Here is an 18,213-nt window from a genome sequence, read left to right as displayed (position 1 = left end):
TCAGTCCTTGCCGAAGGTGGTGTCGTCGACGGTGATCATCCCGTCGGCCCTGGGCTTCCAGGTCAGCTCCGGGTCCACCGCGTAGCTGGTGTCGGGGGTGTAGAGCCCGATCAGCAGCGCTTTCGAGTCGTTGACGGTGAACAGCTCGCGGTAGACGTCGATCCGGTCCTGGCCGCTGACGGTGCGGGTCTTGGCGACCAGCTCCGCGGTCTCGGGCAGCATCGCGTAGTCGTTCTGCTGGCCGCCGAACATCGAGGCGATCGGCGCGTCACCGTCCATGGTCGAGGGTGCGTAGGTGTTGAGGTAGATGCCGGTGGCGGTCTTGGTGCCGTAGATGGTCTGGGAGAAGCTGCCCTGGTCGGTGCCCTGCAGGGTGATGTTGAGACCCACCTTGGTCAGGTCGGCCTGGATGGCCTGGGCGATCTCCGAACTCAGCGGGATGCGTCCGTTCGTCGCGTACTGGAACGGAATCGGCTGACCCGAGTACCCGGCGTCGGCGAGCAGCTGCCTGGCCTTGGCCGGATCATGCACCGGGCCCGGGTAACTCGGATCGAACCCGCCGACATTCGCGGCGACGAGCTGATTGTCGACGGTCGCGCGCCCGGCGAGCAGGCTCTTCACGATGGCCTCCCGGTCGATGGCAAGGGCGATGGCCTCGCGTACCCGTTGGTCGGCCAGCGGACCGGTCGAGGAGTTCATGCCGAGGAAGGTCACGCCGTTCGACGGCATCGACTCGATCCGCACGCTCTTCGAATCCGCCACCGCCGAGACCTGATTGGGCGCGATCAGCGCGACATCGAGGCTGCCCGACTGCACGCCGTTGAGGCGGGCGTCGGCATCGGCGACGGTCTTGAAGGTGACGGTGTCGAGGGTGGGCGCGGGACCCCAGTAGTCCGGATTGCGCTTCACCACGTACTCCACGCCGCGCGTGTAGTGGTCGAAGACGTAGGGCCCCGAGCCGACCGGCGCGGCGGCGAATCCTTCCGAACCCAGTGCGGTGTAAACGGATTCGGGCACGATCGAGACGCCGGTGACGATGGTCGGCCATGCCGAGAACGGCGCGTTGAGGGTGAAGACGACGGTGTTGTCCGGACCGGTCGCGGCCGAGGCGAACATCTCCATGTAGGAAGCCGGGTCACCGGTCGGCGTCGCCTTGATCTGGTTGTAGGTGAAGGCCACGTCGGAAGGCTGCACCGGGTCGCCGTTGTGGAACTTCGCGTCGTCCCGGATGGTGAAGGTCCACTCGGTGAAGTCGGCGTTGTGCTCCCACTTCGTGGCCAGCAGCGGGCCGATGACACCGTCGGCGTCGAAGCGGGCCAGCTGGTCGAAGGCGGCGAAGTAGTAGTTGTAGCCGGCCAGTGAACCGTCGACGATCGGGTCGGGCACGTGCGTGGGCTCGGTGACGGCGCCGACGACGAGCGTGCGCGTGGAGCCGCTGTCGGTGCCCGCCGGAGCGCAGCCGCTCAGGGCGAGGGCGGAGACGGCGAGGACGGCGAGTCCTGTTGCCGCGCTGCGGGTTATCGATCTCATCGGGTTCCTTTCGAAGGGAGGGGGTACCGGCACGCCGCGGCATGGTCGGCGGGTCCGAGTGGTTCCAGTTCGGGGACGTGCTCGGCACAGTCGGGGCGCGCGATCGGACAGCGTGTGCGAAAGGTGCAGCCGCTGGGCGGATTCGCCGCATCGGGAAGTTCGCCGCGCACCAGCGTGGAGGTGTCGCGGCGGCGCTGGTGCGGGTCGGGAACGGGCGCCGAGGCGATCAGCGCCCGGGTGTAGGGGTGGCGCGGATTGGTGAACACGTCCTCGGTGGCGCCGACCTCGACGAGCTTGCCGAGGTGCATCACCGCCACCCGATCGGACAGGTGCCGGACCACCGAAAGGTCATGGGCGATGAACAGATACGACAGCCCGAGCTGTTCCTGCAGGTCCTGCAGCAGATTGATCACCTGGGCCTGCACCGAGGCGTCCAGTGCCGAGACCGGCTCGTCGAGCACGAGTACCTCCGGCCGTGGCGCCAGCGCCCTGGCGATACCGAGCCGCTGCCGCTGACCACCGGAGAACTCCGCGGGCTTCCGCTCCAGCGCGTCGTGGCCGAGCCCGACCTGATCGAGCAGCTCGACGACCCGCTCCCGGGAATACCCGCCCGCGATCAGCAGCGGTTCGGCCACGATGTCGTGCGCGGTCATCCGGGGATCGAGCGAGGAGTACGGGTCCTGGAACACCAGCTGCACCCGATTGCGCAGCGCACGCCGAGCCGCGGGACGCAGGGTGTCGAGGTCGTGTCCGAGGATGCGCACCGAACCCGCGGTTGGGGCGTTGATGCCGAAGATCGTGCGCACCAGCGTCGACTTGCCACCGCCGGATTCGCCGACGAGGCCGAAGGTTTCACCCCGCCGCACCCCGAAGCTCACACCGTCGAGAGCGCGCAGCCGTCGCTTGCCGAGCAGCCCACGCCGACTGGTGAAACTCACCTCGAGCCCGTCGACCCGGATCACTTCCTCGGGGGCTTCGATCGTGGTCATGCCGAGATGTCCTGTCGGATCGGAGTTGCCGCGAGTGCGGGTGGGCAGGCCAGGGCGCGGTCGGTATCCAGGGGCACGAGAACCGGTGTCGTCGTGTCGCATTCGCCGGTTTTATCCGCGAATTCGCAGCGCGGGGCGAAGCCGCAGCCCGCCGGGCGTTTGGTGGGGGAGGGCGGGGCGCCGGGGATGGCGTAGGCGCGGCCGGTGCCGGCGTGGCCGAGGAGGCTGCGTTGCAGGCCGCGAGTGTAGGGGTGGGTGGCGTCGTCGAAGATCTGCCAGACGGTTCCGGTTTCGACGACGCGGCCCGCGTACATGATCGCGACGCGGTCGGCGTGCTGGGCGACGAGGCCGAGGTCGTGGGTGATCAGGACCATGGCCGCGCCGCTGCGGGCGCGGGCCTCGGCGAGTACCTCCATGAGCTGGGCCTGCACCGTCACATCCAGCGCGGTGGTCGGCTCGTCGGCGATGAGCACCGCCGGGTCGTTGGCCATGGCCATGGCGATCACCGCGCGCTGGCGCATACCGCCCGACCACTGGTGTGGGTAGGCGCGGGCACGGTCGGCCGGTTGGGGGATACCCACAGCGGTCAGCAGTTCGATCACCCGTTGCTTGCGCGCGCCCGCGTCGAGATCGCGCTGGTGCACGGCCAGGGCGCGGCCGATCTGGGTGCCGACGCGGCGCACCGGGTTGAGGGTGGTCATCGGGTCCTGGAAGACGATGCCGAGTTCGGCGCCGCGCAATCGGCGTAGCGTCTCGTCATCGGCGCCGACGAGTTCACTGCCGCGGAAGCGCACGCTGCCGGAGTAGATCGTCAGCGATGGTGGGAGCAGGCCGAGCACGGCCAGCATCGTCACCGACTTGCCCGAGCCGGATTCGCCGACGAGACAGAGCACTTCGCCTTCGTCGAGGCGCAGGCTCACCCCGTCGACGAGGATCACCCGCTGACCGGCCGGGGTGTCGTAGCCGACCGTGAGGTCGGTGATCTCCAGCAAAGGGCTCATGCCACAACCTCTTTCACGAGCGCGCCACCACGGGTGCGCGGTGCCCGCCGCACGCGGCGCAGACCCTGCCCCTCGCCGGTGAAACGCCGACTGGCCAGCAGGGTTCCGCCGATCACCAGCAGCAGCGCGATGGCGGGGACGATCGTCAGATAGGGGGCCTGGCGCAGATACTTCTGCCCGTCGGTGATCATCAGGCCCCAGCTCGGCGTCGGCGGCTGCACGCCGAGCCCCAGGTAGTCGAAGGAGGAGATCATGATCAGCACGGTGCCGAGATCGGCGGTGGCCAGGATCAGCACCGGCACCGTGACGTGCCCGACGATGTGCTTGCGCATCACCCAGCTCGACCGCGCGCCCAGCAGCTTCGGCGCGATCACGAAGTCACGACCGGACAGCCCGAGCGCCACCGACCGCGACACCCTGGCATAGCCGACCCAGAAGGTGACCCCGAGGATCGTCGCCATCAGCGTGACGCTGGGTCCGCGGATGGCCGAGACCGCCATGATCACCAGCGTCATCGGCACGGCGAGCTGCACGTCGGCCATGCCCATCAGGATGTTGTCGGCCAGGCCGCGGAAGTAGCCGGAGACGGTGCCGATCGCCATCCCGATCAGCGCGTTGACCACCACGATCACCACCACCAGCCCGAGCGTGATCCGCCCGGCCAGCGCCAGCCTGCTCGCCAGATCGCGGCCGAGGGAATCGGTGCCGAGCGGGTAGCTCGCGTCGGTGAACGGCCGGATGAAGGCGTCGGCGAGTTCCTGGGTGTAGGGGCTGTAGCCCGGCAGCAGCGGATAGAGCAGGGAGAACAGCACCACCACGAGGATCATCGCGATGCCGCCGAGCATGGCGTAGGGGCGATTTCGGCTCATCGGACTCTCGCTCTCGGATCGATGACGCCGTAGAGGACGTCGATGCCGAAGTTGACGACCACGAAGATGGTCGCGATCACCACCAGCCCGGACTGCACCACCGGGAAGTCCCGGCTGAACACCGAATCCAGCATCAGCTGACCCAAACCCGGCCAGGCGAAAACGTTCTCGACGATCACCAGACCACCGAGCAAGGTGCCCAACGTGATTCCGGAAATGGTGAGCACTGGCAGCAGGGCATTGGGCAGCATGTCGCGCAGCAGTACCGACGAGCGGCGCTCACCGCGGGCGTAGGCGGTGCGCACGTAGTCCTGGGTGCTCTCGGTGACCAGAGAATTGTCCAAAAGCCTTGAGTAGACGACGAATTGCGCGGTCGCGATGGTCACCGCGGGCATCACGATGGCCAGCGGATCGGCGCCCGCCAGCGAGGGCAGCCAGCCCAGCGTCACCGAGAACACCAGCACCAGCAGCAGCCCGAACAGGAAGTCGGGCACCGCGAGCCGGGCCGCGCCGAGGCCGAGGGCGACCCCGCGCAGCGACCACCGGCCGCTGAGGTGGATGAGCAGGACCACCGCGACCGCGAGGCCGAGCCCGATCGCGAAGCCGGTGACGCCGAGCTGCAGGGAAGCGGGCAGCCGCTGCAGGACCAGCGTCATCGACGAGGTGCCCGACTGCCGGTAGGAGTCGCCGAAATCGCCGGTGAGGATGCCGGTGAGGTAGTCCAGGTACTGGGTCAGCGGCGGTTTGTCGAAGCCGAGTTCGGCGTTGAGAGCGGCGATGTCGGCTTCGCTGGCGGTCTCCGGCAGCAGCGTGGCGGCGGGACTGCCGGTCAGCCTGCCGAGGACGAAGGCCAGCGTGATGACGGCGAAGACGGTGATCACCGCCTGGGCCAGGCGGCGGAGCAGATAGGCGGCCAACACGCTTCCTCTCTGTGGCCGAATGTCATTCGGTATACAGAATTGGATTTGCGTGTATCGCTGTTGTGATCCGTACGTTTCGGTCCGGTGAATGATCCGGGCGTGCCAAAAAAGATATATCAAGTGGTCAGGAGGTATTTATTATTGGCATGTAGATCGCGGTACGACATGACGAGCGGTTATGTCGCAGATGCACTACGCGTCATAACAGTAGACAGAAGATATATTCGTAGACTGGCCGAGTGGCCCGAGACCTACCGCAGGCGGAAACCGTCGACGACACCTCCCAGACGCGGCGGATCTACGACGACCTACGCCGCAGCATCATCACCGGGCAGTACCGCGAAGGCGAGAAACTGCCGGAGGCGCGCATCGCGGCCATGCTCGGTACCTCACGACTGCCGGTGCGCGAAGCGCTGGCCCTGCTCGAATTCGACGGCATCGTCAGCGCGCTGCCGCGCCGCAGCGCGGTCGTCCGATCCTGGGATCGCACCGCGGTCGAGGAACTGTTCGACGTGCGGATCGGCCTCGAACCGCTGGCCGCGCGCCTGGCCGCGGCCCGCATCCGGCACGGCGCCGACAGTTCGCCGCTGCGCGCCGCGCTGCGAGAAGCGCAGGAGGCCACCGATTCCCGTGATCCGCTGCGCATCGCCGAGACGAACGCGAAACTGCACGGGGTCATCGTCGAACTGTCCGGCAACAGCCTGCTCACCCAGCTGATGCGGACCATCCTGGCCAGGATGGCGTGGCTGTTCTTCCTCACCGCCGACCGTGACACCGACGAACAGCGCGACGAGCACAGACACCTCATCGACGCGATCTCCTCCGGCGACGAGCGCATGGCCGAATACGCCATGCTCAGCCACACCGAGGCCGGGCGCGCGCCGACCCTCGCCATCGTCACCGCACTGCGCCACGCCGATCCCGGGCACTAGTCCCGGGATCGGCGTGGGGGTTCAGACTGTGGCGGGGGCGACCACCGGGTCATCGGCGAACTGCGTGCGGTACAGCTCGGCGTAGCGGCCGTCGGCATTGAGCAGGTCGGCGTGGGTGCCGCGCTCGACGATGCGCCCGTCCTCGAGCACCAGGATCTGATCGGCGGCCCGGATCGTGGAGAGCCGGTGCGCGATCACCAGGGCCGTGCGCCCGGTCAGTGCCTCGGTGAGCGCCTCCTGGACGGCGGCCTCGGAGGTGGAGTCCAGCGAGGCGGTGGCCTCGTCGAGGATCACCACGCGCGGCTGCTTGAGCAGCAGCCTGGCGATGGTCAGGCGCTGCCGTTCACCGCCGGAGAGCCGGTAGCCGCGTTCGCCGACCACGGTGTCGAGACCGTCGGTGAGCGAGGTGACCAGATCGCCGAGACGGGCCCGCTCCAGCGCGTCCCACAGCTGATCCTCGGTCGCCTCCGGGCGGGCCAGCAGCAGGTTCGCGCGGATGGTGTCGTGGAACAGGTGGCCGTCCTGGGTGACGAGGCCGACGGTGCGCTGGATGGACTCGGTGGTCAGCTCGCGCACATCGGCGCCGTTGAGCCGCACCGCGCCGGAATCGACATCGTAGAGGCGCGAAACCAGTTGGGCGATGGTCGATTTGCCCGCACCCGAGGAGCCGACCAGGGCGATCAGCTGGCCGGGTTCGGCCCGCAGCGACACCTCGTGCAGCACCTCGACGCCGCCGCGACTGTCCAGGGTCGCCACGTCCTCGAGCGAGGCCAGCGAGACCTTGTCGGCCGACGGGTAACCGAAGTTCACCGCGTCCAGTTCCACGGCCACCGGGCCGTCCGGCACCGGGGTGGCGCCGGGCGCGTCCTCGATCAGCGGCGTCAGATCGAGCACCTCGAACACGCGCTCGAAGCTCACCAGTGCCGACATGATCTCCAGCCGGGCGCTGGCCAGTGCGGTGAGCGGGGTGTAGAGGCGGGTGAGCAGCAGCGACAGCGCGACCACCGAGCCCGCGTCCAGGCTGCCCTGCAGGGCGTACCAGCCGCCGAGGCCGTAGACCAGGGCCAGCGCGAGCGCCGAGACCAGGGTGAGCGAGGTGACGAAAGTGGTCTGCAGCATGGCCGTGCGCACGCCGATGTCACGCACCCGGGTGGCGCGGGCCGCGAACTCCGAGGACTCCTGCTGCGGCCTGCCGAACAACTTCACCAGGGTGGCGCCGGGCGCGGAGAAGCGCTCGGTCATCTGGGTGCTCATGGCGGCGTTGAGCTGGGCGCCCTCGCGCTGCATCTCGGCGAGGCGATTGCCCGCGCGCCGGGCCGGGATGACGAACACCGGCAGCAGCACCAGCGCGAGCAGGGTGATCTGCCAGGAGATGCTGAGCATGACGGCGAGGGTGAGCACCAGGGTGACCAGGTTGGTGATCACGCCCGAGAGGGTGTCGCTGAACGCGCGCTGCGCGCCGATCACGTCGTTGTTGAGCCTGCTCACCAGCGCGCCGGTCCTGGTGCGGGTGAAGAACGCGACCGGCATCTTCTGCACGTGATCGAACACGGCGGTGCGCAGGTCCAGGATCAGGCCCTCGCCGATCCGGGCGGACAGCCAGCGGATGATCAGCCCGAGGCCGGCGTCGAGAATCGCCAGCCCGGCGATGGCGAGCGCGAGCAGCGCCACGACGCGCGGGGGCGACCCGCCGACGATGTCGTTGACGACGCGCCCGGCCAGCACGGGCGTCGCCACGCCGAGGACGGCGGCGAGCACGCTGAGTGCGAGGAAGCCACCGATGCGGCGTCGGTGTGGCTCGGCGAAGCGCGCGATCCGGCGCGCGGTGACCATGCGGAAGGGCCGTTCCTCCTCCGGCGCGTTCATTCGCCGGTACATCTGGCTGTAGGCCACGGACTCGATGCTCACGGTCACACTCCCTCTTCGCTCCAGGCCATTGAACTCCTGTGCACCGACACTAAAACCTCAACAAAGGTTCAGAGCAAATGCTTTCCGGTGACCGGCTGTTCCGCGCACAGCGAAATCGGCGCGGAGCAGGCGAATAGGCTGGTCGGGTGAACGACGACCGGAGTGCGCAGCTGCTGGCCGAGGCCCTGCGGGGCCGGGTGCTCGGCGAGGTCGACGCCTCGGTGCGCAGGCGGGCGGAGTACTCCTCGGACGCCTCGAACTATCGGGTGCGTCCCACCGCGGTGGTGTTCCCGCGCGGGGACGACGATGTCGCGGCGACGGTGAGCTTCGCCCGCGACAACGGGCTGCCGGTGACGGCGCGCGGCGGCGGCACCTCGGTGGCCGGGAACGCGATCGGGCCGGGGATCGTGCTGGATTTCAGCAGGCACATGAACGCTGTGCGCGCGGTCGACGTGGCGGCGCGCACCGCGACCGTGCAGCCGGGCGTGGTGCTGTCGGATCTGCAGCGGCGGCTGCGGGCCGACGGGTTGCGGTTCGGGCCCGACCCGTCGACCCAGGATCGCTGCACGCTCGGCGGGATGATCGGCAACAACGCGTGTGGTCCGCACGCGCTGGCGTGGGGCCGCACCTCCGACACCGTGCGCGAACTGCGCGTGATCGACGGAACCGGCGCGCGGCGGGTGCTCGGTGCCGGGCTGGATTCGGTGCCCGGTCTCGCGGGTTTCACCACCGCCAATCTCGCCGTGCTGCGGACCGAGCTGGGGCGGTTCGAGCGACAAGCGTCCGGGTACGGGCTGGAACATCTGCTGCCGGAACGGGGTTCGTCGGCGGCCAAGGCTTTCGTCGGTACCGAGGGCACCTGTGGACTCCTGCTCGAAGCGGAGGTGGCGCTCACGCCGATGCCCGCGGCGACGGTGCTGACCGTGCTCGGCTATCCCGATATGGCCGCGGCGGCAGACGATATCGCGGCGGTGATGCGGTGCGCGCCGATCGCGGTGGAGGGGATCGACGCGGGGCTGGTCGATGTGGTGCGCGCGCATCGCGGGACGGTGCCCGAGCTGCCGCGGGGGCGGGGCTGGTTGTTCGTCGAGACGGCGGGGGAGAGTGCGGCCGAGGCGCTGGCCGGGGCAGAGCGGCTGGTGCTCGAGGCCGGTGCGGACGACCATCGCATCGTCACCGATCCCATTGCCACCGCCGCACTCTGGCGGATTCGCGCCGACGGCGCGGGACTGGCCGGGCGTACGCCGGACGGGCAACCGGCGTGGCCCGGTTGGGAGGATGCCGCTGTCCCGCCGGAGAACCTGGGGAAGTACCTGCGCGAATTCGGTTCGCTCACCGCCGAATACGATGTCTCGGGGTTGCTCTACGGGCACATCGGCGACGGTTGCATTCATGTGCGGCTGGACTTCCCGATCGCCGATGCGCCTCAGCGGTTCCGGGCCTTCCTCTTCGACGCCGCCGAACTGGTTGTGCGCCATGGTGGATCGCTGTCGGGAGAGCACGGTGACGGACGGGCCAGATCCGAGCTGCTCGAAGTGATGTACAGCCCGGCCGCGCTCGCCGCCTTCGCCGGTTTCAAATCGCTGTTCGATCCCGACGACGTGCTCAACCCAGGCGTCCTTGTCGCGCCGAGTGCGGTCGACACCGACCTGCGGGTCGCAGGCGTGCGACCGGTCCCCGCCGTCGGCTTCGCGTTCGCGGACGACTCCGGTGATTTATCCACAGCTGTGCACAGATGTGTAGGAATCGGCAAGTGCCGTGCGGACACTCGCGCCTCCGGCGGCTTCATGTGCCCGTCCTACCTGGCCACCGCCGACGAGAAGGACAGCACCCGCGGCCGAGCCAGAGTCCTCCAGGAAGTCGTCCGCGGCGAACTCGACTGGCGCGCACCAGCAGTCACCGAATCCCTCGACCTGTGCCTGTCCTGCAAGGCCTGCGCCTCCGACTGCCCCGCGGGCGTCGACATGGCCACCTACAAATCCGAAACCCTCTACCGCCGCTACCGAGGCCGCCTCCGCCCCCTCGACCACTACGCCCTCGGCCAACTCCCCCGCTGGCTCGCCGTCGCACAGCGCTTTCCCCGCCTGGCCAACGCCCTCGCCGCCCGCCCCCATCTCCGCCGAACCGGCATGCGCTTGGCCGGAATCGACCCCCGCCGAACGACACCCGAGCTGGCGACGAAGGCTTTTCGCCGAATCTGGCGCGACCTCGGCGACAACGATCGCACGGAACCGCTACCGAACGCCCTGCGCCGCCATGCCGGGCCGCTGGACGACGGGTCGCAGGGTGTCGAACCGTCAGTTGTCCGGCTGCATGGTTCGGCGATGCGGGGCGGTCGAGGACCGGGAGGGGCGGGTGCGTCGGCGGGGGAGGTGATGCTGTGGGTCGATACGTTCACCGACACCTTCGATCCGGCGAACGGTCTGGCCGCGACGCAGTTGCTCGAGCAGCTCGGCTATCACGTCACGATCCCGGCCGAGCGGGTCTGCTGCGGGTTGACCTGGATCAGCACCGGGCAGCTCGACGGCGCCCGCGTCAGGCTGCGTGCCACGGTCGACGCGCTGGCCGAACACGTGGCCCGAGGCGGGCTGGTCGTCGGGCTGGAACCGTCGTGCACCGCGGCCTTGCGGGCTGACCTGCCCGAACTACTCCCTGACGATCCGCGATCCGCGCAGGTCGCCGCCGCCGTGCGCACACTCGCCGAATTCCTCCTCGAGCACCCCGCCTGGCAGCCACCGCAGCGGCCGAACGACACCGTGATCGTCCAGCCGCACTGCCATCAGCACGCCGTCGGCGGATTCGCCGCCGAGCGCAAGATCCTCGCCGCGATGGGCGTCACCGTGCGAGAACTGGCCGGTTGCTGCGGGCTCGCGGGAAACTTCGGCATGCAACGCGGGCACTACGACGTCTCGGTCGCCGTCGCGGAGAACGCCCTGCTCCCGGCCCTGCGCACCGCGCCGGACGACGCGATCTTCCTCGCCGACGGCTTCTCCTGCCGAACCCAGGCCGACCAACTCGCAGGCACTCGCGGTCGCCACCTCGCCAGATACCTACTCGACGATGACCGGGGCCCGGCCGACCACTGACGGCCTGTCCGAGCACGGGCCGAGGACGCGCTGCGGCGGCGTCACCTGCCGATCTCCGGGCGAGGCGGCCTGCCGAGTCCGGCCGGCTCGGCGGATGTCGGGCCGCCACTCGCCCCAGCATTCGCCCCGCAGGGTGGACCAGGTCAGCTGCCGCCGGGCAAAGCCCCCGGTGGAATGTGGTAGCCCGAGCTGCCCGCCGACCCGCTGCCCCATGCGGCGAGCAGCCAGTTGAGTGCGTCCGTGATCATCGGGGTACCTCCTGCATCGAGCGGATGCCAGCTATTTGCCAGTATCGTCTACATCGCCGTCGACGTGGCGAATATTACGAATACGCATCGGCACCGGATCGGGCGCGCACAATGGTCGGGTGCGCGATCTGACCCTCGACCCCGGCCTGTCGACGGCCGGGCTGTCCAGGACCGTCCGGTCGAGCAGGCCCTTCGATGTCGGGCTGACCATCGCCCCGCTGCGGCGCGGCGGGGGCGATCCCTGCCACCACGTCGACGCCGCGGGCGCGCATTGGCACGCCTCACGGATGCCGAGCGGTGTGGTCACCTACCGGCTCACCCAGGACGGTCCCGACGGCGCGCAGGCCAGCGCGTGGGGACCCGGCGCCGAGGAGTTCCTGACCGGCCTGGACCGGATGCTGTGCCTCGATGAGGACCTCGCCGACTTCGCTCCCGAGCACCCCAAACTGGTCGAAGCCCATCGCGTGGTCCCCGGCCTGCGGATGCTGCGGACCGGGCTGGTCTTCGAATCGCTGGTGCCCGCGATCCTCGAGCAGAAGGTGCACACGAAGTCGTCGTTCGCGGCTTGGCGGACCCTGGTGCGCGAATTCGGGACCAAGGCGCCGGGGCCCGCGCCGACTGGGCTGATGGTCGCCCCGGATGCGCAGACCTGGCGGCTCATCCCGTCGTGGAAATACCACCGAGCCAACGTAGGGCCCCAGCGAGCGCAGACCATCGTGCGCGCAGCCAGGGTGGCCGATTCGATCGAACGCACCGCCGCGCTCGCACCGGAGGAGGCGGCGAAAAGACTGCGCAGTCTGCCCGGCATCGGCGTCTGGACGGTGGCCGAGACGGCACAGCGCGCCTTCGGCGACGCCGACGCGCTCTCGGTCGGTGACTATCACCTGGCCGCGGTGGTCGGCTGGAGCCTGCTCGGCCGGCCGATCGACGACGACGCGATGCTGGAATACCTGGAACCACTACGCCCGCATCGCTATCGCGCGGTCCGGTTGCTCGAGCTCAGCGGCCAGGCGCGCAAGCCGAAATTCGGCCCGCGCGACCCGATCACCGATCATCGCCACCACTAGCGGATGGCGCGCTGCTCGAGCACACAGCGGCCGGAGTCCACCAGGGTGTCGCGCGCCCGCCTGCGCACCCGGCACTCGTCCACGGTGCAGTCGAGGTGCAATTGCATTGCGGCGTGGGCCTGTTCGGCGTCCATCGGGCCCGGATCGGTGCCGCAACCCAGTAGTGCAGCGGCAATATGCATGTTCACATCGCTCAGTTGCATGAATCCAGCAGAGCACGCAACCCTTCGGCTAACGGTGAGTACACGCCGATCCCGATATTTCACGACGAATTCCCAGCACAGGATCCAACGGGGAGTGCAGGATTCCCCAGAGTGGACGAAATACACCGCCACACCGGGGCCATGGGCGGTGGCGGCTGGGCGAACACAGGAGGAGTGGGGCTGTGCCAACGAACGCATCGACCGGAACCGGCGGACTATCGGCGGGTGTCTCCTCGACACTGCCACGCCGGCAGCTGGGACGCTACCTGCGCGACTGGCGCACCCAGGCCGGGCTCACCATCGCCGAGGCCGCCAAACTGATGGAATGGGGCGCCAGCACGCTACAGCGGCTGGAAAAGGGTCAGGCCGATCGTATTCGGACGATCGACATCCACGAACTGTGCCGGATCTACGGCATTCCCGACTCGCTCGCCGAGGGGCTCACCGGACTCGCGCAGCAGGCAGCGGTCAAGAGTTGGTGGCACGCCTACGGCGACCTGATTCCCGAAAACTTCGATATCTATGTGGGTTTGGAGGCCTCGGCCCGACGATTGCGGGCCTATCAGTCCGAATTGGTCCTGGGGTTGTTGCAGACCGCCGAATACGCGCGCGCGTTGAATCATCTGGGCTATCCCCAGGATTCGGTCGACGAGCTGGACCGACGCGTCGCACTGCGGTTGCAACGGCAGGCATTGATCACCCGCAAGCATTCGCCCGCCGAGATCGATGTGGTTCTGCACGAATCGGTATTGCATCGCATCGTCGGTGATGCAAAGGTGATGGCTGCGCAGTTGCGCCACCTTGCCGACACGAGTACCCGAAGCAATGTGGCACTGCGTATCCTGCCGTTTGCCGCCGGTGTTCCACTCGGAGTCTCCACCGGACCTTTCACGGTTCTCGAGTTCGGTACCGACAGCAAGGGGCAACCGGTCGAACCACCGGTGGTGTACGCCGAAGGCTTCACCGGCGATCTCTACCTGGAACGACGCGCAGATGTCAGGCGGTACGACCGGGCTCACGAGTGCCTCCAGCGCAGTGCGCTGGACATCCAACCGAGTAGAGACCTGCTGCGGCGGGTCGCGAAGGAGTATGTGGCATGAGTTTCGATCTCGACGACGCACACTGGTTCAAGAGCACGCGCAGCGGTGCGGGCAAGGACTGCGTCGAAGTCGCCTTCCTGTTCGGCGGGCGGGTCGGGGTGCGTGACAGCAAGAATCCCGCCGGTCCCGCCCTGGTCTTCGACGGCGCCAGCTGGGACGCGTTCACCCAGGGCATCGACAGCGGTGCGTTCGCCTGCGCACTGGCCGACCGGTGAACAGCAAACGCGATATCGACACCTCGGGCGCGACCTGGCTGCGCGCGGGAACCGCGGGGGAGGGCAGCGTGGAAGTGGCCATGCTGCCCGAGGGAAATGTCGCCCTGCGCGACGGCAAGAATCCCGACGGGCCGGTGCTGATCTTCACCCCGAGCGAATGGGCCGCGTTCACCGCGGGCGTCCACGACGGTGAGTTCGACCGGCCGTGAGGGTTTGATCGGCGCCGACGCCGGGTAGCCCATGGACTATGGACCGAGGGTTGAAGAAGATGCCACCCCGGTACCGGAGGCTAGCGCCTGAGGACGGGGTGGAACGCCTGATCGTGGTCCTGCTGTTCGCGGTATCGGCGATCGGAATCTACGTACTCACCAGCTCGTTGCTGTCGGCGCTGTTCATCGGATTACTGGTCGGATTAGTCGCGGTGGGGACTGTAGCTGTGCTGTAGGCACGGCTACGTCCCTACCGCCGGAACAGCTTGTTGCCCAGCCAGACGATCGGATCGTATTTGCGATCCACGACGCGCTCCTTCAACGGGATCAGCGCATTGTCGGTGATCTTGATGTGCTCCGGGCACACCTCGGTACAGCATTTGGTGATATTGCAATAGCCCAGACCGGCCTCGTTCTGGGCCATTTCGCGACGGTCCGCGTCGTCGAGCGGATGCATCTCCAGCTCGGTGATACGCATCAGGTAGCGCGGTCCGGAGAACGCGGGCTTGTTCTCCTCGTGATCGCGCACCACATGGCAGGTGTTCTGGCACAGGAAGCACTCGATGCACTTGCGGAACTCCTGGGAGCGCTCCACATCCACCTGCTTCATCCGGTAGTCGCCGGGCGCCAATCCGGGTGGCGGGGTGAACGACGGTATCTCCCTGGCCTTTTCGTAGTTGAACGAGACGTCGGTGACCAGGTCCTTGATGATCGGGAAGGTGCGCATCGGGGTCACGGTGATCACCTCGTCGGGGGTGAACGTCGACATCCGCGTCATGCACAGCAACCGCGGGCGCCCGTTCACCTCCGCCGAGCACGAACCACATTTGCCCGCTTTGCAATTCCAGCGCACCGCCAGATCCGGTGTCTGCGTGGCCTGCAGGCGATGAATGATGTCGAGCACCACTTCGCCCTCGTTGACCGCGACCGTGTAATCCTGCAGGTCACCGCCGTCGAGGTCGCCGCGCCAGACCCGGAACCGGGCGTCGTATCCCATCGCTACGCCTTTCCCTCGGCCGAGCCGGCCGCCGGATGCTCGGCCAATTCCTGCTCGGTGTAGTACTTCTCGAGCTCGCCCAGTTCGAACAGGGCGAGCAGGTCCTCGCGCATCGGCGTCTGCTCGGCCGGGGTCACGGTGACCCCCGGCACCAGCGCGTCGGTGGTGGCCGGGTCCAGCGCGCACACCAGCAGGGTGTTGCGCCAGTCCGGGTTCATGCCGGGATGATCGTCGCGGGTGTGCCCGCCCCGGCTCTCGGTGCGCAACAGCGCAGCCTCGGCGACACATTCGCTGACCAGCAGCATGTTGGCGAGGTCGATGGCGAGGTGCCAGCCGGGGTTGAACGGCCGCTTGCCCGTCACGGTGACCCTGGCGTAGCGGTCGCGCAGCTGGGCCAGCTTGTCGATCGCCTCGCGCACCTCGTGTTCCTTGCGGATGATGCCGACCAGGTCGTTCATCGTCTGCTGCAACTCCGCGTGCAGGGTGTAGGGGTTCTCGCCCTCACCGGATTCGGGTGAATCGAACGGCGCCAGAGCGGTTTTCGCGGCCGCTTCGACATCGGTGTCGGCAGGCAGCGGCTTCTCGGTCAGCTGTTTGACGTAGGCCGCGGCGCCGAGACCGGCGCGTCGACCGAACACCAGCAGGTCCGACAGCGAGTTGCCGCCGAGCCGGTTGGAACCGTGCATACCGCCGGAACACTCACCGGCGGCGAACAATCCGGGGGTCACGGCCGCGCCGGTATCGGGGTCGACTTCGACACCGCCCATCACGTAATGGCAGGTCGGGCCGACTTCCATCGGCTCGGCGGTGATGTCGACATCGGCCAGTTCCTTGAACTGGTGATGCATCGAGGGCAGCCTGCGCACGATCTCGTCGGCGGGCATGCGGGAGGCGATGTCGAGGAACACGCCACCGTGTTCGGTACCGCGACCCGCCTTGACCTCCTCGTTGATCGCGCGGGCCACCTCGTCGCGGGGCAGCAGATCGGGGGTGCGGCGCGCGGAATCGTTGTCGCGCAACCACTGATCGGCCTCGTCCTCGGTCTCGGCGTACTGGCCCTTGAACACCGGCGGGATGTAGTCGAACATGAACCGCTTGCCCTCGGAGTTCTTCAGCACCCCGCCGTCACCGCGCACGCCCTCGGTGACCAGGATGCCCTTCACGCTCGGCGGCCAGACCATGCCGGTGGGGTGGAACTGCAGGAACTCCATGTTGATCAGCGTCGCGCCCGCGCGCAGCGCCAGCGCGTGACCGTCGCCGGTGTACTCCCAGGAGTTCGACGTCACCTTGTAGGACTTGCCGATACCGCCGGTGGCCAGCACGATCGCGGGCGTGCGGAACAGGATGAAATCGCCGGATTCGCGCCAATACCCGAACGCCCCCGCGATCCGGCCGTCATCGGTGAACAGCTCGGTGACGGTGCACTCGGCGAAGACCTTGATCCTGGCCTCGTAATCGCCGGTGGCCGCGTAGTCCTCCTGCTGCAGCGAGACGATCTTCTGCTGCATGGTGCGGATCAGTTCCAGACCGGTCCGGTCGCCGACGTGGGCCAGGCGCGGATAGGTGTGGCCACCGAAGTTGCGCTGGCTGATCCGGCCGTCGGCGGTCCGATCGAACAGCGCCCCATAGGTTTCCAGCTCCCACACCCGGTCGGCGGCCTCGCGGGCGTGCAGTTCGGCCATCCGCCAGTTGTTGAGGAACTTGCCCCCGCGCATGGTGTCCTTGAAATGGGTCTGCCAGTTGTCCTTGTCGTTGGCATTGCCCATCGAGGCCGCGCAGCCGCCCTCGGCCATCACGGTGTGCGCCTTGCCGAACAGCGACTTGCACACCACCGCCACCGAGAGTCCCTGCTCACGCGCCTCGATCACCGCGCGAAGGCCGGCGCCGCCCGCCCCGATCACCACGACGTCGTAGTCGCGCTGCTGCACTTCCGGCATTCGATGAAGCTCCTTCTGCTCGCGGCTCAGTCGACGAACCGCAGGTCCGACATGGTCCCGCTGGCAACCAACATCACGTAGAAGTCGGTGAGCGCGAGCGTGCCGAGAGTTGTCCAGGCCAGCGCCATGTGGCGGGTGTTGAGCTTGGAGATCTGCGTCCAGTACCAGTAGCGCACCGGATGGGCGGAGAAGTTCTTGAGCCGCCCGCCCACGATGTGGCGGCACGAGTGACACGACAGGGTGTAGCCCCACAGCAGCGTGACATTGATCAGCAGTACGAGATTGCCGAGCCCGAAACCGAATCCGCCGCTCGCGCCGTGGAATGCCGACAGCGCGTCATAGGTGTTGACCAGCGTGACCACCAGCGCGAAGTAGAAGAAGTAGCGGTGCGCGTTCTGGATGATCAGCGGCAGCCGCGTCTCCCCGGAATAGCCGGTGTGTGGCTCGGCCACCGCGCACGCGGGCGGCGACAACCACACCGAGCGGTAGTAGGCCTTGCGGTAGTAGTAGCAGGTGAGCCGGAAACCGAGCAGGAACGGCAGCACCACGAAGCCGAGCGGAATCCACATCGGCAACTCGCCGATCCAGACCCCGAAATGACTCGATCCGGGCACGCACGACGCGCTCACGCACGGCGAGTAGAACGGCGTCAGATAGTGATACTCCGGCACCCAATAGGCCGTGCGCACAAACGATCTCACCGTCGCGTACCCGACGAACGCGGCGAGGCCGAGTGCGGTGAGCAGTGGCGGCAGCCACCATCGATCGGTGCGCAGGGTGCGTGCGGTGATGCGGGCCCTCGTCCTGGCGAAGACGCCGCTCCCCGAAGGGGTGACGGTCGGTGCGGCACTCACGGTGGAAGCCTCGCTGATCTTCCGGCGTGCGGCGGTTGATCATTCCCCACCGCGATGGATTGTGATGTGGGCCACCATACGCCAGGGTTGTCGCCGCTCGAGCCGGGTCTCACGCACTCGTGTCCGGCGTACCACGGTGAGATCGGTC

15 protein-coding genes and 1 pseudogene are annotated in these 18,213 nt (G+C 68.0%); 7 read left to right on the top strand and 9 right to left on the bottom strand.

The features are described 5' to 3' along the window. From ACFVVM_RS17875 to ACFVVM_RS17860, 4 genes and pseudogenes are all read right to left on the bottom strand, one after another. A complete protein-coding gene (locus ACFVVM_RS17875; protein ID WP_387619017.1) occupies positions 1-1,530 on the bottom strand; it encodes an ABC transporter substrate-binding protein in 1,530 nt (509 codons plus the stop codon). Then, positions 1,527-3,520, bottom strand: a pseudogene (locus ACFVVM_RS17870) (dipeptide ABC transporter ATP-binding protein). Before ACFVVM_RS17870 ends, ACFVVM_RS17875 begins: the two are co-directional and overlap by 4 nt. Beyond that, on the bottom strand, positions 3,517-4,389 hold the full coding sequence (locus ACFVVM_RS17865; protein ID WP_387619014.1) for an ABC transporter permease: 873 nt from the start codon (positions 4,387-4,389) through the stop codon (positions 3,517-3,519). The pseudogene ACFVVM_RS17870 and the gene ACFVVM_RS17865 overlap by 4 nt, the downstream one beginning before the upstream one ends. Then, complete coding sequence (locus ACFVVM_RS17860) at positions 4,386-5,306, bottom strand: ABC transporter permease (RefSeq protein ID WP_387619011.1); 921 nt, start codon at positions 5,304-5,306, stop codon at positions 4,386-4,388. The genes ACFVVM_RS17865 and ACFVVM_RS17860 overlap by 4 nt, the downstream gene beginning before the upstream one ends. Positions 5,307-5,548: 242 nt before the next feature. On the opposite strand from ACFVVM_RS17860, the gene ACFVVM_RS17855 reads away from it, so the two are divergent. After that, entirely contained in the window at positions 5,549-6,241 is a 693-nt protein-coding gene (locus ACFVVM_RS17855) for a GntR family transcriptional regulator (protein ID WP_387619009.1), read from the top strand. Positions 6,242-6,262: 21 nt separating this feature from the next. Here the strand turns inward: ACFVVM_RS17855 and ACFVVM_RS17850 are convergent, their stop codons facing one another. Continuing rightward, a complete protein-coding gene (locus ACFVVM_RS17850) occupies positions 6,263-8,149 on the bottom strand; it encodes an ABC transporter ATP-binding protein (RefSeq protein WP_387619006.1) in 1,887 nt (628 codons plus the stop codon). Positions 8,150-8,295: 146 nt separating this feature from the next. Here ACFVVM_RS17850 and ACFVVM_RS17845 point away from each other — a divergent pair, with 146 nt between their 5' ends. Together ACFVVM_RS17845 and ACFVVM_RS17840 are read left to right on the top strand one after the other, a co-directional pair. Next, the gene (locus tag ACFVVM_RS17845) at positions 8,296-11,235 is read left to right on the top strand and encodes an FAD-binding and (Fe-S)-binding domain-containing protein (protein WP_387619003.1); all 2,940 of its coding nucleotides are present in this window, start codon (positions 8,296-8,298) and stop codon (positions 11,233-11,235) included. A 376-nt stretch (positions 11,236-11,611) separates the two neighbouring features. Next, the gene (locus ACFVVM_RS17840; RefSeq protein ID WP_387619292.1) at positions 11,612-12,550 is read left to right on the top strand and encodes a DNA-3-methyladenine glycosylase family protein; all 939 of its coding nucleotides are present in this window, start codon (positions 11,612-11,614) and stop codon (positions 12,548-12,550) included. Here ACFVVM_RS17840 and ACFVVM_RS17835 read toward each other — a convergent pair. Then, a complete protein-coding gene (locus ACFVVM_RS17835; RefSeq protein ID WP_071930974.1) occupies positions 12,547-12,753 on the bottom strand; it encodes a hypothetical protein in 207 nt (68 codons plus the stop codon). The two genes, ACFVVM_RS17840 and ACFVVM_RS17835, sit on opposite strands and share 4 nt — an antisense overlap. 182 nt (positions 12,754-12,935) lie before the next feature. On the opposite strand from ACFVVM_RS17835, the gene ACFVVM_RS17830 reads away from it, so the two are divergent. The 4 genes from ACFVVM_RS17830 (at position 12,936) to ACFVVM_RS17815 (ending at position 14,513) form a co-directional block, all read left to right on the top strand. Next, a complete protein-coding gene (locus tag ACFVVM_RS17830; RefSeq protein WP_387619000.1) occupies positions 12,936-13,853 on the top strand; it encodes a helix-turn-helix domain-containing protein in 918 nt (305 codons plus the stop codon). Next, complete coding sequence (locus tag ACFVVM_RS17825) at positions 13,850-14,068, top strand: DUF397 domain-containing protein (protein WP_302875657.1); 219 nt, start codon at positions 13,850-13,852, stop codon at positions 14,066-14,068. Before ACFVVM_RS17830 ends, ACFVVM_RS17825 begins: the two co-directional genes overlap by 4 nt. Beyond that, entirely contained in the window at positions 14,065-14,277 is a 213-nt protein-coding gene (locus tag ACFVVM_RS17820) for a DUF397 domain-containing protein (protein ID WP_387618997.1), read from the top strand. Before ACFVVM_RS17825 ends, ACFVVM_RS17820 begins: the two co-directional genes overlap by 4 nt. 98 nt (positions 14,278-14,375) lie before the next feature. Then, positions 14,376-14,513 carry a hypothetical protein gene (locus ACFVVM_RS17815; RefSeq protein ID WP_387618995.1) on the top strand — a complete coding sequence of 46 codons (138 nt, stop codon included), beginning with the start codon at positions 14,376-14,378 and terminating at the stop codon, positions 14,511-14,513. A 14-nt stretch (positions 14,514-14,527) separates the two neighbouring features. Here ACFVVM_RS17815 and ACFVVM_RS17810 read toward each other — a convergent pair whose 3' ends face one another. The 3 genes from ACFVVM_RS17810 to ACFVVM_RS17800 are packed head-to-tail and all read right to left on the bottom strand — an operon-like array spanning position 14,528 to position 18,065. Continuing rightward, positions 14,528-15,274 carry a succinate dehydrogenase/fumarate reductase iron-sulfur subunit gene (locus tag ACFVVM_RS17810; RefSeq protein ID WP_387618992.1) on the bottom strand — a complete coding sequence of 249 codons (747 nt, stop codon included), beginning with the start codon at positions 15,272-15,274 and terminating at the stop codon, positions 14,528-14,530. A gap of 2 nt (positions 15,275-15,276) precedes the next feature. Then, entirely contained in the window at positions 15,277-17,211 is a 1,935-nt protein-coding gene (locus ACFVVM_RS17805; protein WP_387618989.1) for a fumarate reductase/succinate dehydrogenase flavoprotein subunit, read from the bottom strand. A 26-nt stretch (positions 17,212-17,237) separates the two neighbouring features. Then, a complete protein-coding gene (locus tag ACFVVM_RS17800) occupies positions 17,238-18,065 on the bottom strand; it encodes a hypothetical protein (RefSeq protein WP_387618986.1) in 828 nt (275 codons plus the stop codon). Positions 18,066-18,213 lie beyond the last annotated feature (148 nt).

The organism is Nocardia sp. NPDC058176 (assembly GCF_042883805.1).
Taxonomy (GTDB): domain Bacteria; phylum Actinomycetota; class Actinomycetes; order Mycobacteriales; family Mycobacteriaceae; genus Nocardia.
This window is presented reverse-complemented; position numbering and strand designations above follow the sequence as displayed.

Bases quoted from the DNA above. Each gene is read 5' to 3' on its own strand.
- ACFVVM_RS17865 (WP_387619014.1), bottom strand. From the start codon at position 4,389: ATGAGCCGAAATCGCCCCTACGCCATGCTCGGCGGCATCGCGATGATC.
- ACFVVM_RS17835 (WP_071930974.1), bottom strand. From the start codon at position 12,753: ATGCAACTGAGCGATGTGAACATGCATATTGCCGCTGCACTACTGGGT.
- ACFVVM_RS17875 (WP_387619017.1), bottom strand. From the start codon at position 1,530: ATGAGATCGATAACCCGCAGCGCGGCAACAGGACTCGCCGTCCTCGCC.
- ACFVVM_RS17805 (WP_387618989.1), bottom strand. From the start codon at position 17,211: ATGCCGGAAGTGCAGCAGCGCGACTACGACGTCGTGGTGATCGGGGCG.
- ACFVVM_RS17825 (WP_302875657.1), top strand. From the start codon at position 13,850: ATGAGTTTCGATCTCGACGACGCACACTGGTTCAAGAGCACGCGCAGC.
- ACFVVM_RS17810 (WP_387618992.1), bottom strand. From the start codon at position 15,274: ATGGGATACGACGCCCGGTTCCGGGTCTGGCGCGGCGACCTCGACGGC.